Origin of the sequence: Streptomyces sp. NPDC056161, from assembly GCF_042268025.1 — a bacterium.
GTDB lineage: Bacteria > Actinomycetota > Actinomycetes > Streptomycetales > Streptomycetaceae > Streptomyces.
Genome location: NZ_JBHJUV010000070.1, coordinates 1 through 13705, shown reverse-complemented (window position 1 = coordinate 13705; position 13705 = coordinate 1). Strand labels below are relative to the sequence as shown.

13 protein-coding genes are annotated in these 13705 nt (G+C 73.6%); 8 read left to right on the top strand and 5 right to left on the bottom strand.

Translation table 11 applies throughout. The features are described 5' to 3' along the window. Positions 1–3 precede the first annotated feature (3 nt). Positions 4–1434 carry a xylan 1,4-beta-xylosidase gene (locus ACFC09_RS40015; RefSeq protein ID WP_376536985.1) on the bottom strand — a complete coding sequence of 477 codons (1431 nt, stop codon included), beginning with the start codon at positions 1432–1434 and terminating at the stop codon, positions 4–6. Positions 1435–1608: 174 nt separating this feature from the next. Between ACFC09_RS40015 and ACFC09_RS40010 the strand changes: the two genes are divergently transcribed. Further along, entirely contained in the window at positions 1609–2703 is a 1095-nt protein-coding gene (locus ACFC09_RS40010) for a DUF5925 domain-containing protein (RefSeq protein WP_376536983.1), read from the top strand. A gap of 194 nt (positions 2704–2897) precedes the next feature. Further along, positions 2898–3668 carry a DUF72 domain-containing protein gene (locus tag ACFC09_RS40005; RefSeq protein WP_376536981.1) on the top strand — a complete coding sequence of 257 codons (771 nt, stop codon included), beginning with the start codon at positions 2898–2900 and terminating at the stop codon, positions 3666–3668. Positions 3669–3988: 320 nt separating this feature from the next. On the opposite strand, the gene ACFC09_RS40000 is transcribed toward ACFC09_RS40005, so the two are convergent. After that, positions 3989–4360: a GntR family transcriptional regulator gene (locus ACFC09_RS40000; RefSeq protein WP_376536979.1), complete on the bottom strand. Its 372-nt coding sequence runs from the start codon at positions 4358–4360 to the stop codon at positions 3989–3991. A gap of 71 nt (positions 4361–4431) precedes the next feature. Here ACFC09_RS40000 and ACFC09_RS39995 point away from each other — a divergent pair, with 71 nt between their 5' ends. Together ACFC09_RS39995 and ACFC09_RS39990 are read left to right on the top strand one after the other, a co-directional pair. Then, positions 4432–5361 carry a GNAT family N-acetyltransferase gene (locus ACFC09_RS39995; RefSeq protein WP_376536977.1) on the top strand — a complete coding sequence of 310 codons (930 nt, stop codon included), beginning with the start codon at positions 4432–4434 and terminating at the stop codon, positions 5359–5361. Next, positions 5342–5842 (top strand): DUF402 domain-containing protein, encoded by a 501-nt coding sequence (locus tag ACFC09_RS39990; protein ID WP_376536975.1) that lies wholly within the window; start codon positions 5342–5344, stop codon positions 5840–5842. Before ACFC09_RS39995 ends, ACFC09_RS39990 begins: the two co-directional genes overlap by 20 nt. A gap of 155 nt (positions 5843–5997) precedes the next feature. On the opposite strand, the gene ACFC09_RS39985 is transcribed toward ACFC09_RS39990, so the two are convergent. Next, on the bottom strand, positions 5998–6681 hold the full coding sequence (locus ACFC09_RS39985) for a class I SAM-dependent methyltransferase (protein ID WP_376536973.1): 684 nt from the start codon (positions 6679–6681) through the stop codon (positions 5998–6000). A 138-nt stretch (positions 6682–6819) separates the two neighbouring features. Between ACFC09_RS39985 and ACFC09_RS39980 the strand changes: the two genes are divergently transcribed. Beyond that, entirely contained in the window at positions 6820–6954 is a 135-nt protein-coding gene (locus ACFC09_RS39980) for a hypothetical protein (protein ID WP_376536971.1), read from the top strand. A 16-nt stretch (positions 6955–6970) separates the two neighbouring features. Here ACFC09_RS39980 and ACFC09_RS39975 read toward each other — a convergent pair whose 3' ends face one another. Both ACFC09_RS39975 and ACFC09_RS39970 read right to left on the bottom strand, forming a co-directional pair. Continuing rightward, a complete protein-coding gene (locus ACFC09_RS39975) occupies positions 6971–7432 on the bottom strand; it encodes a GNAT family N-acetyltransferase (protein WP_376536969.1) in 462 nt (153 codons plus the stop codon). A gap of 120 nt (positions 7433–7552) precedes the next feature. Then, entirely contained in the window at positions 7553–8437 is an 885-nt protein-coding gene (locus ACFC09_RS39970; protein WP_376536967.1) for an esterase/lipase family protein, read from the bottom strand. 369 nt (positions 8438–8806) lie between these two features. Between ACFC09_RS39970 and ACFC09_RS39965 the strand changes: the two genes are divergently transcribed. The 3 genes from ACFC09_RS39965 (at position 8807) to ACFC09_RS39955 (ending at position 13676) form a co-directional block, all read left to right on the top strand. After that, positions 8807–12259, top strand: coding sequence for a DNA polymerase III subunit alpha (locus ACFC09_RS39965; protein ID WP_376536965.1), 3453 nt, complete (start codon positions 8807–8809; stop codon positions 12257–12259). Beyond that, on the top strand, positions 12256–13272 hold the full coding sequence (locus ACFC09_RS39960) for a helix-hairpin-helix domain-containing protein (protein WP_376536963.1): 1017 nt from the start codon (positions 12256–12258) through the stop codon (positions 13270–13272). The genes ACFC09_RS39965 and ACFC09_RS39960 overlap by 4 nt, the downstream gene beginning before the upstream one ends. A gap of 65 nt (positions 13273–13337) precedes the next feature. Next, entirely contained in the window at positions 13338–13676 is a 339-nt protein-coding gene (locus ACFC09_RS39955) for a hypothetical protein (RefSeq protein ID WP_376536961.1), read from the top strand. The last annotated feature ends 29 nt before the right edge of the window (positions 13677–13705 follow it).

Genomic DNA, 13705 nt, shown 5'->3' with positions numbered 1-13705 from the left:
GGCTCACTTGGCTTGCCTGGTGAGCCACTTCACCTCGTACGCCCGCAGGTCGAGCCGCTCGCCGTCGACCCGCGCGCCGACCGGCCGGTCGAGGGTGTTCACCACCAGGACCACCTTGTCGGTGGCGAGGACACGCAGGTCGGGCCGGGCGTCGGCGGCGACGGACACGGTCCGGTACGCGGTGCCCGGCGGGAACGCCCGGCCGAACCGGGAGACCAGGTCGTACATCGGAAGCCGCACGCCGCCGGCGGCGGTGGCCGTGGGCGTCCACAGACAGCCGGCGCAGTCGGTGCCCTGCTTCTTCTCCGGATTCCAGTAGAAACCGGAGTCGGCGCCGCCGTCGACCATCGCGATCATCCCGGCCGCCTGGACCGCGACCCGGTGCGCCTCGGACCAGCCCGTGCGCTCGTCGGCGGCGTCGGCCGGCTCGACGTAGTACTCCGCCCACCACAGCGGCAGGTCGTGGGTCCGCCGGCGCAACCAGTCGCCGACGGCGGTGAACTTGCCGGTGGCGGCGAACTCGTCCGGCAGCGGTTCGCCGTCCTCGGTGTAGCTGGAGCCGTCGACGACGACGAAGTCGGCGCCGGCCCGGTGGGTGTTCCAGTAGTCGAAGGCGTCGAGGACCCGCTGGTCCATGGCGCCCCAGGCGCCCTTGAGGGTCGTCGAGGCGTCCTCGCTCCGGCGCGGGTCGACGCTGTCCATCGCCAGGTAGGGGCCGCCGACCATGATGTCCTTGTCGACCTTCTTCAGCGCCTCGTACACGAGGTTGTACATCGCCGTGTACCCCTCGTAGTCCCAGCGCCCCTCCGCGTCGTTCCAGAAGCCCTTGAACTCGTTCCAGACGACGAAGTGGGTGACCTCCGGGTACCGCCTGGCGACGGTCGCGGCGAGGTCCGCGAAGTCCTGGTAGTGGTCCGGGACCGGGGCGGTCTCCAGGGCCGTCCGGCTCCAGTCCGTACGGCCGGCGCCCGCCTCGCCGCCCTTCATCCAGTCCGGCGCGCAGCACAGCGTGACGACCGGGGTGGCGCCGGACGCGCGCATGAAGTCGATACGGCGGTCGAGTGCCCCGAAGTCGTAACGCCCCGGCTCCGGCTCGGGGTTGTCGGCGCCCCAGCCCATGATGTGCTGGTTCTGCGGCAGTCCGGGGCTCGCGGCGAGCAACTTCTCGATCCGCTCGGTGGCCGCACCGCCCTGGTCGGCGCTGTACTGGGTGTGTGTGAACCCCCAGCCCACAGCCGGCTGCGGCCGACCGGAGGGGGTGGCGGACGTGCCGTGCGCCGCGTCGCCGTCCCGGGGGGTGCCCGCGGTGCTGCCGCCGCCGTCCGGGAGCGTGTTGATCAGGGTCAGCAGCAGGGCCAGGGCGGCCACGCCCGCGCCGAGCAGAACGGTGAGCCGCCACCGCCCACCCCCCGAATTCCCCCCATGATGTCCCATCAAGGACAACAGTAGCGGCGGGAAACGGGCGCGCGGCAGGTTCGGAGACCCACAACTTCCACACAGGAGGGAAGGGGTGACGGGGGCGCTCCGGGAGGCGGTCGCGCATCCGACACTCCACGCCCGCCGCGGAAAGCGGGTGCGCACGGGGCCGCCGTGCCGGATCATGGCGGCATGTCCGCGAACCCGCACGACGCTCTGCCGATCCGGCTCAACGTCGACGACTCCGACTCGCCGTCCGACGTCGTCGACGCGTTGTTCCTCGGCCGCTTCGCGACGGGCGAGCAGCCGTACTCGCACGCGGTCAACATCGAGCGGGTCCGCTCCGGTGCGACCCTGCTGCCGCGGGACGCCCGGGTGCTGCGCGTCGCCCGGGACGAGGACCGCAGCGCGACGCTCGCCGAGGGCGACGGCTGGACCCTGCTGGTCTCCCGCTGGAACCGGGGCGCCGACGTCACGGTCACGGCCACCAGCGCGGAACTGGCCGCGGAAGTCCTGGACCTGGCCACGGAGGGCGCGGCGGACGAGCCCGAACCGCAGCCGGAGAACGTGACCATGGGCTTCTGGTACGTGTCCCCGAGGCGCGGCCCGCACCGCACCACCCGGCAGATCTCGGCGGGCACCTGGGAGGAGGTGCGGCCCAACTACACGGCACCGGTGGCGGAGGCGATGGACCGCCTGATGAAGACGACCCCGGAGCACATCGCGGGCCGTCTGCTGCTGCTCCACGGCCCGCCGGGCACCGGCAAGACCTCGGCCCTGCGCACACTGGCCCGCGCCTGGCGGGACTGGTGCCAGGTCGACTGCGTGCTGGACCCGGAGCGACTCTTCGGCGACGTCGGCTATCTGATGGACATCGCGATCGGCGAGGAGGACGCCGCGGGCAAGGGCCGCTGGCGGCTGCTCCTGCTGGAGGACTGCGACGAGCTGATCCGCGGCGAGGCCAAGCACACGGCGGGCCAGGCGCTGTCACGGCTGCTGAACCTGACCGACGGACTGCTGGGCCAGGGCCGCAACGTCCTCGTCGGCGTCACCACCAACGAGGACCTGGAGCGGCTGCACCCCGCCGTGGTCCGTCCCGGGCGCTGCCTGGCCCGGATCGAGGTGGGCCCGCTGACCCGCCGGGAGGCGGTGGGCTGGCTGGGCACGGAGGAGGGGATCGGCCACAACGGGGCGACCCTGGCCGAGTTGTACGCACTGCGCCGCGGCACGACACCGACCTCGGTGCCGGGCGCACGCGACGGGGCGGACGCCGGTCTGTACCTGTGAGGGGCCCGCCCCGGACGGCGGTCCGTGGGAGGGCGATGACGGACGGCGGTCCGGGCCCGTGCGGGGGGTGTGGCGGACAGCAGCTCGTGCGGGCCCGTGCGGAGGGGTGGGGCGGACAGCAGCTCGTGCGGGCCCGCGGTCGGCCCGGTGCGGGGTCGCCGTCGATGCTTTCGCAGAGATGCTTTCATAGAGATATGACCCTGTTCGTCGGGACGTCGGGATGGCAGTACCGGGACTGGCGGGGCGTTCTGTATCCGGCCGACCGGCCGGTCCGGCTGTGGCTTGAGGAGTATGCCGCGCGGTTCGCCACGGTGGAGATCAACAACGCGTTCTACCGGCTGCCGACGCGGGCGAACTTCGAGAGCTGGCGGGAGCGCGTGCCCCGGGACTTCGTGGTCGCGGTGAAGGCCAGCCGCTACCTCACCCACATCAAGCGGCTGCGCGATCCGCGGGAGCCGGTGCGGCGGCTGATGGACTGCGCGGCCGGCCTCGGCGACCGGCTCGGCCCGGTCCTGCTGCAACTCCCGCCGACCCTGCGCGCCGACCCGGACCTCCTGGACGGCTGCCTCGGGTGCTTCCCGCCCGGCGTCCGGGTGGCGGTCGAGCCGCGGCACGACTCCTGGTGGACGCCGCGGGTCCGCGCGGTCCTGGAGGCCAGGGGCGCCGCGCTGTGCTGGGCCGACGTCCAGGCCCACCCGGTCACCCCGCTGTGGCGCACCACGGACTGGGGCTACGTCCGCCTCCACGAGGGCCGCGCCCTCCCCTGGCCGCGCTACGGCCGGCGTTCCCTGGAGACCTGGGCCGACCGCGTCGCCACCACCTGGTCCGACACGGACGACGTCCACACGTACTTCAACAACGACCCCGGCGGAGCGGCGGTGGCGGACGCGACGGCCTTCGCCGGGGTGGCGGCGAAGGCGGGCCTGACGGTCACCCGCACCCCGGACCTCGCGGCACGGCGCTGAGCGACGCGCTGCCCGGCCACGCGCTGCTGGGCCGCGTGTGCCGGACCACGCGCTCCTGGACCACGCACTCCTTGGCCGCGCTGCCGGACCACTCGTTCCTCGGCCGCGCACTCGTGGGCGACGCGCTTCTGGACGACGCGCTCCTGGGCGACGCGCTCCTGGGCCGCGTACGGTGCGCGACGCGCCGCGAGCCACGCGTCGCGAGCCACACACCTCTGAGCCGCGGCACGCCGCGGTCCGCCGGAAGCCGCTCCCCGGGTCCGCCGCGGCGGCGCCGACCCCGCCGTTCCAGCCGCGCCGACCCCGCCGTTCGAGCGCGCTCAGTCCGCCCCGTAGGCCGCACGCAGCGCATCGCGCACCGCCGCCAGCGCCTCCGCCTCCGTGAGCCCGAGCCGACGGGCCCGCTCGGCGTAGGTCTGCGCGGCGGTCGCGGCCTCGCGGGCCGCGGCCGGACCGACGGCCGCCACGAACGTCCCGTTGCGGCCCCGCGTCTCGATCACCCCGTCCGTCTCCAGCGCCCGGTACGCCTTGGCCACCGTGTTCGCCGCGAGTCCCAGCGACTCGGCCAGCCCCCGCACGGTCGGCAGCCGGTAGCCCACCGGCAGCACCCCCGCCCGCGCCTGCTCCGAGATCTGGGCCCGCACCTGCTCGAACGGCGGCACGCTGTCGTCGATGTGGATCTTCAAGGTCACACCGCGATTCTCCCGCACCCAGCGGAAAATGGCGGGCACCAGGGCCCCCGCCCCCCGTAGCCTGCGGCGCTATGACTGTGCTCGTGCGCGATCTTCGCCCCGGCACGCGTGCGGACCTCGACGGCTTCGTCCGGGTCCGGCACCGTGCCCTGCCCTACATGCTGTTCACTCCGGAATCCGTCGCTCACGACATCGCCCATGCCCACCCGGACGCCGGGCTGCGCCGGCTCGTCGCCGAGGAGGACGGCGAGATCATCGGCACCGCGCAGGTGAGCATCGCGTACGACAGCCCGGAACCGGGCCAGGGCTGCCTCAACGTGTACGTCGATCCGGAGCGGACCGGGCGCGGCGCCGGCGGACTGCTGACGCGGGCCGCCGAGGAGCACCTGGTGGCCCGGGGCGCGCGCCGGCTGCTGAGCTGGGTGCTGGACGAGCCGGGAAACCGGGCTTTCGCGGAACGGCACGGCTACCGGGCGCTGCGCTCCGCGTACTTCCTCCGGCTGGATCTGGCGCACGCGGCGCTGCCCGCGTTGCCGGACCCGCCGCCGGGCGTCGAACTGCGCACGGCCGCCGACTTCGCCGACGACCCGCACCCGCTGTTCGCGCTGGACGCGGAGACGATGGCGGACGAGCCGAGCGACCTCGACACCGAGTTCACGGACTACGAAGCCTGGCTCGCCGAGACCTGGCGGCACCCCTTGTTCAGCCCCGAGCTGACCTCGGTCGTGCTGGTCGACGGGTGCCCCGCCGCGTTCAGCGCGGCCCGCACGGACGGCGGGCACCGCTACGGCACCGTGATGACGGGCACCGCGCGTGCCTTCCGTGGACGCGGTCTCGCCAAGCTCGCCAAGAGCGCCTCCCTGCACCGCGCCCGCGCCGCCGGGTTCACGGAGGCGCTCACCGGCAACGACACCGGCAACGGCCCGATGATCGCGATCAACAAGTGGTTCGGCTACCAGATCTGTGCGACGGAGGTGCGCCATGTCCGCGAACTCGGATGACGCCGAACGCCTGGTGGACATCGTCCTCGTCAAGAGGGGCCGTACGAAGCTCCGTTACCCCGCCGAGCTGCTCCAGGACGACGGGACCCGGATCGTCGTGCGTGCCCCGTTCGCGGGCGGCGCCGTCCGTGACTTCGGCTTCGTGCGCTTCGAGCCGGGCGACGTCTTCACCGAGTACTACTGGCGGGACCGCTGGTACGCGGTGATGGAGGTCCGCGACCCCGCGGGCGCCCTCAAGGGCTGGTACTGCGACATCGCCCGGCCGGCCGTGCTGATGGGCGCGGAACTGGTCGTGGAGGATCTCGACCTGGACCTGTGGCGCTCCGCGGACGGCACGGACGTACGGCGGCTGGACGAGGACGAGTTCGCCGAGAGCGGGCTGACGCGGACGGATCCGCCGGCGGCGGCCGCCGCCGTGGCCGCGCTCGACGAACTGGAGGCGCTCGCCCGCACGGAACGCTTCGCGGCGCTGCTGGCCTGAGCCGCCGCCGGACCGGGGGAGGTGGCGGCATCCGGGCCGTCCAGGCCCGCGCCCCTCGCCGCTCACCCCTCGCCGCTCACCCCTCGCCACTCACCGCTCGCCCCTCGCCGCTCACCCCTCACCGCTCGCGCCTCGCCGCCGCGTACGTCCCGCCGTCACACCGTCGCGACCACCGCGTACCGCTCGTCGGTCACGGGTCCGCCCCACAGCACGGGGTCGTCCGACAGCGGCTCCACCCGCACCTGGGAGGCGATCGGTTCCAGGAGGGCGGTCAGCCGGCCGGCGGGTATGCCGACCGGGGAGCTGGTCCCCCACACGCCCTCGACCAGCACGAGCCGCCCTCCCCCGGCGCCGAAGGCATGGCCCTGCGCGCTGCCGGAGGCACGGGAGGAGCCTCCTCCCGGCCCGCCCCCGGGCCGCAGCAGTCCGGCCCAGTGCCGCAGCGCGCGGTCGGGCTCGGGCAGCGTCCACAGCACGTGGCGCACCAGGACGGCGTCGAAGCGCCGCTCCCCGACCGGCGGTGCCGCCGCGTCGCCGAGCAGGAACACCACGTCGCGCCCGGCCGTCTTGGCGCGGGCCCGCTCCACCATCGCCGGGGACAGGTCGACTCCGGTGACACGGTGTCCCTGCTCGGCGGCAAGGAGCGCCAGGCTGCCGGTGCCGCAGCCGAGATCGAGCACGTCGACGGGGTGTTCGGGCAGCCAGGCCCGGAGTCTGGCGGCCCAGGCCGCGCGCACCTCGGGGGCGCGCAGCCCGTGGTCCGGCTCGTCGTCGAAGGTCGCGGCGGCGGCGTCCCAGTCGACACGTACCGCAGTCGTGCGGTCACTCTCGTTCGTCATGCCCCCAGAGTGACACCCGCCACTGACACTGCGATCGTGACAGCCGCCACTGACAGACCACCACAGATGCGGAACTCTCACCGAAAGGGTCTGCCTCCGCGGAATCGCGGATTCCGGTAGGCACCGAAGGAGGCAGCCATGCGCCGCACAACCGTGCAGAAGCCCCTGAAGAAGACGGACACCCGAAGAGTCCGCGAGGAAGCCGAGGAGCGCCCCGCGAGACGCCCGGAGATCCGCGAGGACATCGCCCGCACCTGGTGGCCGGACGCCTGACCGGGCCGCAACCCGGTCAGTCCGGCCCCGGGTCCAGCCGCTTGCGGTAGTGGATGCGGTCGTAGGGACCTTCCACCCGCCGCTCGACCACCTCGTATCCGTACTTCGGGTAGATCCTGCGGTTCTCCGCCATCAAGGCGTTCGTGTAGAGCCTGATCTCGGTCAGCTCCAGCGCACGCGCGCGTGCGTCCACGAACCGCAGCAGCCGGCCCCCGACGCCCCTGCCGTGCGCGGCGGGGTGGACGGCGACGCTGTCGAGGAAGAGGTGGCCGGGGCGTGCCTCGACCACGACCAGGCCGATCACGGGATCGCCGGTCACGAACACCTTCCCCGCGGCCACGTCGGCCGCGTGGTCGGCCGCCATGGGCTGCGGCAGCACGCCGATGCGTGCGACGTAGGGGCGGTAGGCCGCGTCGGTCACGGCTCGCACCGCCGGTACGTCGGCGGCGCGGGCGGGACGGACGGCGTCGTCTGACATGACGCGCACGGTACCCGAGCGCTCCACCGCAACGGACCGTGTGCCCCGACCACGACCGGGCGACCGGCCGGCCCAAGCGGCCCGACCGCAGCCGGGCGGCCGGCCGGCCCCGGGCCGGGCTCAGCTGAGCGCCGACGCGCAGGTGGTGGCGGTGGCGTGCGCCGGGTCGAGCGCGCCCGCCACCTCGTGGAAGGCGATGCGGTCGAAGAGCGCGATCGCCAGGTGCTCGGAGAGGTCGAGCGGGCACAGGTCCTGGAGCAGGACGTTGCGGACGTCCGGACCGCTCAGGTACTGGGTGCGCCAGGGCGTGACCACCTCGTCGTACTTGGTGGCGATGACCGTGTAGTGGACTCCGGGGACGGTGTCGCCGCCCGCGTTGAGCTTGGTGAGGAAGTCGGATCCGACGATCTGGTCGGCGAGGCCGGGGGTGGTGGCCTTGATCAGGTCGGCGGCGCCGGGGAAGTACGGCAGCAGGTTGGTGAGGCCGTCCAGGTCGGTGCCGTGGTTGTCGGGGGCGAGGCCGACGAGGGCGTTCACCTTGGCGGCTCCGCCGAGGAACTTGAGGTAGTAGCGGGGCATCATGCCGCCCTGCGAGTGACCGACGAGGTCGGCCTTGGCGGCGCCGGTCGCGGCGAGCACCTTGTCGACGAAGGCGGAGAGCTGCTCCGCCGAGGTGTCGATGGGGCCGAGGCCGTAGAAGACCGGGACGCCGGGCAGCTGACCGTAGTCGAGGGAGTAGACGCAGTATCCGCGGTCCTTCAGGTACGGCGCGAGGGACAGCCAGTTGTCGATGGAGTTGCCCAGGGTGCCGTGGACCAGGACGACCGGGCGGGGGTGGGCGGCGGACGGCTTGCACGAGTAGTCGTTCCAGCCTCCCGCGCCCGCGGCCTGGACGTCCGCGGGCCGGGCGGTGGCGGCTTGGGCCGTGGCGGCGGGAACGGCGGCGACGGCGGTGATCAGGAGCAGCGCGGCGAGGGGCCTGAACACGCGCTTCCAGGGCAGCATCGGGTGATCTCCTTGCGGCTCAAGGGAGGTACGACGGCCTCAGCCCTGTGATCCGGATCACGAGGATGCTGTTCACCCGTCAAGTTACGGGCGAGTAGCACAACTGTGAAGTTACGCGTCAGTAAAAACTTCCAGCGGTAACTGCCGCCACGCCCGGACCTGCTGACGGACCGTCACCGTCGAGCGGACCCGAAACACCCCGCCCCGCCCCATCCCTGCCCCACCCCCATTCCGCCCCCATCGGGGACTCACCCATGCGTTCGAATCCAGCCAGCCGACTCCGCATGGCGGAGTTAAGGTAATCGAACGAGCGTACGATGAATGTATCGGGCATATCGTTAAAAAGGGGTGAATGGATGGAGGTGCGGCATGGCGGGGTTCGCCCATCTGCACGCCGCGTCCGGTTACTCCGTCCGCTACGGCGCCGCCCACCCCGAACAACTCGTCCGGCGCGCGGCCGAGCGCGGCCTGCCGGCGCTCGCGCTGACCGACCGGGACACGGTCACCGGTGCCGTGCGGTTCGCGCAGGCATGCGCGAAGGAAGGGGTCCGGCCGGTCTTCGGCGTCGACTTCGCGGTGGAGGCCGTCGCGCCTCCTCCCCCGGCGCAGCGCCGCCGCACCCCGGCACGCGGCGGCGCGCACGTGAGCGAGCCGCCGCTGCGGTTCGTGCTGCTCGCACAGGACCGGGCGGGCTGGGCCCGGCTGTGCCGCATCACCTCGGCCGCCCACGCCGGCGCCCTCCACGGCACGGCGCCGGTGGTGCCGTGGGAGGCGCTGCGCGAGTACGGCGGCCCAGGTCTGACCGTGCTGCTCGGACCGCTCTCGGAGCCGGCGCGGGCGCTGTCGGCGGGACGGGAGGATGTCGCGGCGAAGCTGCTGGCGCCCTGGAAGGAGACCTTCGGAAGGGGTGTCCGGCTGGAGATCGTCGCGCAGAAACGTTTCGGCGTCGGTCCGGGATCCCTTCGGCTGGCCGCTCGGACGCTGGCGCTGGCCGACCGCACCGGGACCACCGCCGTCCTTTCCAACGCCGTCCGCTACGCCGACCCCGACCAGCACCGCCTCGCCGACGTCCTGGACGCCGCCCGGCTGCTGCGCCCGATCGACCGGCGCCGCCTGGACAGCGGGCAGCGCTGGCTCAAGGGCGAGAGGGAGATGGCGGGCGTGGCCCGGCTGGTCGCCGAGTGCGCCGGAGCGGACGTCCGGCGGGCCCGTCGGCTGCTGGCGGACACCGCCGCCACGGCGGCCGAGTGCGCCGTCGACCCGGTGACGGACCTCGGGCTCGGCACGCCCCACTTCCCGGAGCCGTCCCTGTTCGGTGCCGAGCCGGACGCGGGCGGAGCCGCGCGCCTGCTGCGTCTGCGGTGCGAAGAAGGTCTGGCCCGCCGCGGCCTCGACCGTGACCGGGCGGCGCTCGACCGGCTGGACGAAGAACTCGCGGTGATCTCCCGGCTGGACTACGACTCGTACTTCCTCGCCGTGGGCCAGGTCGTGGCCGACATCCGGGCGAAGGGCATCCGGGTCGCGGCCCGCGGCTCGGGCGCCGGGTCCATGGTCTGCCACGCGCTCGGCATCGCCACGGCCAATCCGCTCGACCACCGTCTGCTGTTCGAGCGCTTCCTGAGCGCGCGCCGCAGGTCGCTGCCCGACATCGACATCGACGTGGAGTCGGCCCGGCGCCTGGAGTGCTACGACACGATCTTCGACCGGTTCGGCAAGGAGCGGGTGGCGGTCACCGCCATGCCCGAGACCTACCGCGCCCGCCGCGCCCTGCGCGACACCGGGCTCGCCCTCGGCATCGCCCCCGCGGACGTCGACCGGATCGCCAAGAGCTTTCCGCACCTGCGTGCCTGCGACATCACCGGCGCCCTCGCCGAACTGCCCGAGCTGCGGCAGCTGGCGGCCGAAGCGGACCGGTACGGGCCCCTGTGGGAACTCGCCGAAGGTCTCGACTCGCTGGTCCACGGCATGGCCATGCACCCCTGCGGTGTGGTCATCAGCGACGCCACCCTCCTGGACCGGCTGCCGGTGCAGCCCACCCCGCAGGGCGACTACCCCATGGCGATGGCCGCGAAGGAGGAGATCGAGGCACTGGGCAACATCAAACTCGACGTCCTGGGCGTCCGGATGCAGTCCGCGATGGCCCACGCCGTCGCCGAGATCGAACGGACCACCGGCGACCGCATCGACCTCGACGACCCCGAGCAGGTGCCGCTCGACGACGTCTTCGCCTTCAAGCTCATCCAGGAGAGCCAGACCCTCGGCCTGTTCCAGCTCGAATCACCCGGCCAGCAGGACCTGCTGTCCCGGTTGCAGCCGCGCGATCCACAGGACGTCATCGCCGACATCAGCCTCTTCCGGCCCGGACCGGTCGCCGGCGGCATGCCCGAGCGCTACATCGCCGCCCGCCACGGCGGTGCGCCCGCGTACGCCCACCCGGACCTGGAGCCGGTGCTCGCCGACACCTACGGCGTGACCATCTGGCACGAGCAGATCATCGAGACGCTGCACGTGCTGACCGGCTGCGACCGAGCCCTCGCGGAGCTGGCCCGGCGCGCGCTCGGCGACAAGGACCGGCTGCCGGGGATCAGGGACTGGTTCCACCGCCTGGCGGGCGCGCGTGGCTACAGCGCGGCCGTACGGGACGAGGTGTGGAAGACCGTCGAGGCGTTCGGCGCCTACGGCTTCTGCCGCGCCCACGCGGTCGCGTTCGCCGTACCCGCGTTGCAGAGCGCCTGGCTCAAGGCGCACCACCCGGCGTTCCTGCTGGCCGGCCTGCTCGAACACGACCCCGGCATGTGGCCCAAGCGCGTCCTCGTCTCCGACGCCCGCCGCCGCGGGGTGCCCGTCCTGCCCGTCGACGTCAACCGGTCCAGGGTGCGGCACACCGTGGAGAGGACCGACGGAGAACGGTGGGGCGTACGCCTCGCGCTGTCCGCGGTGCACGGCATCGGCGCGGAGGAATGCGCCCGGATCGAGGACGGGCAGCCGTACGGATCACTGTCGGACTTCTGGCAGCGGGCCCGCCCCAGCAGGCCGACCGCCGAACGCCTCGCCGGGATCGGCGCCCTGGATCCGTTGCACGACGGCCGCCTCACCCGGCGCGACCTGCTGCTCCAGATAACGGAGTTGCACCGGGCCGCCCGGACCAGGGCCGCGGGCAGCGGCCAGCTGCCCATCGACGCGAACGCCGTGGGCGGGGCGGAGCCGAGCGGCCTGCCGGAGATGACCGGCCGCGAAGCCCTGAGCGCGGAGCTGGGCACCCTCGGCATCGACGTCTCCAAGCACCTGATGGAACACCACCACCGGCTGCTGCGGGAGATCGGCGCGAGTGACGCGGCCCATCTGGCCGGGCTGCGCGCCGGTCAGCAGGTTCTCGTCGCCGGGGTACGGGCCGCCACCCAGACCCCGCCGATCGCCAGCGGCAAGCGCGTCATCTTCGTCACCCTGGAGGACGGCTCCGGCCTGGTCGACCTGGCCTTCTTCGAGGATTCCCACCCGGCCTGCGCGTACACCGTCTTCCACAGCGGCCTGCTGCTGGTGCGTGGCACGGTCCAGGTCCGGGGCACCCGCCGTACCGTCGTCGGCTCCATGGCCTGGGACCTGGACGAGATCGCCACCGCCCGCCGGGACAACGGCCCCGAGGCCGCCCTCGCCCTGCTCGGCCGGAGCCGTCCGCACCCGACCCCCGCCCAGTCGCAGCGCACCCTGGCCGACGGCACCGCCGGCGCCCGCCTGCACCCGTACGCCGATCTGCAACCCGCCGGCACCCGCTCCGCGGACCTGAAGAAGTTCGGCTACACCAGCCCCGGGAGCGCAGGATGACCACCCGTCAGCGGCACATCGCCCACCTCCACCTGCACGGCTCACCGGCCGAGGCCCGGTACGCCGACGTGATCGAGCTGATGTCCGGCGTCACGCCCCATGTGCAGGCCGTCCCGCCGGACGCCGTCCAACTGGATCTGACGTCGGCGCTCCGCTACTTCGACAAGTCCCCCTACGCCGCCGTCCAGATGGTGATGCTCAGGCTGAAGGGCCTGTACGGCATCGACAGCAGCGCCGGGCTCGCCGGCAACCGCATGCTGGCCGCCATGGCGGCCGACGCCTCCGCGCCCGGCGAGGTCACCCGGGTGCCCGCCGACCGGGCCGCCGAGTGGCTCCGCCCCCGTCCGCTCACCGCGCTGCCCGGGATCGGCCGTGCCACGGCGACCGCCCTCGCCCGGTACGGCCTGCACACCATCGGCCAGCTCGCCGACCTGCCCCCGTCGACCCTGCAACGCCTCCTCGGCGCCGGCCAGGCCCGGTTGCTGGCCGAACGCGCCCGCGGCCACGACCCCCGTCCGGTCGCCCCGGCCGAACCGGCGGCCCGGCTGACCGCCGATCTCGTGCTCGACCGGGACTGCCTCGACCCGGCGGGGCACCACCGGTCCGTCCTCGGGCTCGCCAACCGCGTCGGCCGACGTCTGCGCGACGAACACCAGGTCACCGGCCGTCTCACCCTCACCGTGCGGTACGCCGACCGCAGTTCGACCACCCGCACGCGCTCGCTCCCGGAGCCCACCGACCATTCGCCCGCCCTCGCCGCGGCCGCCCTGGCGCTGCTGGACTCCCTGGGCCTGCAACGCGCACGGGTCCGCGGCTACGCGCTGCGCGCCGACGACCTGCGGCCGGCCGGCAGTGCCCACCGACAGCTCTCCCTCGACCCCGGTGACGCCCGAGCCCGCGCGGCCGAGGCCGCCGCGGACCGGGCCCGGCGGCGTTTCGGGGCGGCGGCCGCGGGTCCCGCGACGCTGGCCGGCCGCGGCCGGGCGCGGCGTCCCACCCCGGCGGAGCGCTGATCCCGCCGCGGCCGTCCCGCGCCCGGGGTCCGTGACATTTCGGGCAGGGCGGTCGTTCACGGGACATGAACCACCTCAAGAAGATCACCGCACTCGCCACGGCCTGTGTGCTTCCGCTGCTCGCCGCGGCTCCCGCGCACGCCGAGGTCCACAGCATCTGCGGGAACTACGTCTGCGTCATGACCGCCCACCACGAGCGGTTCGTGCAGGACATCACCGTCAGGACCAAGGACGGGCTGCCCGGGACGCTGCGCGCCTACTGGGGCGAGTTCCGCTCCCCCCGGGTCAACGCCGCGAGCCACCGCTGGGTGGTCAACCGCGACCAGCCGAACGCGAAACTCGTCTGCGCCGGGCTGGAACGCGACGGCCGCTCCATCGAGGACGGGGTCTGCACGACCATCTGAATCTCCCGGCGGCCCATCCCACGGGCCGC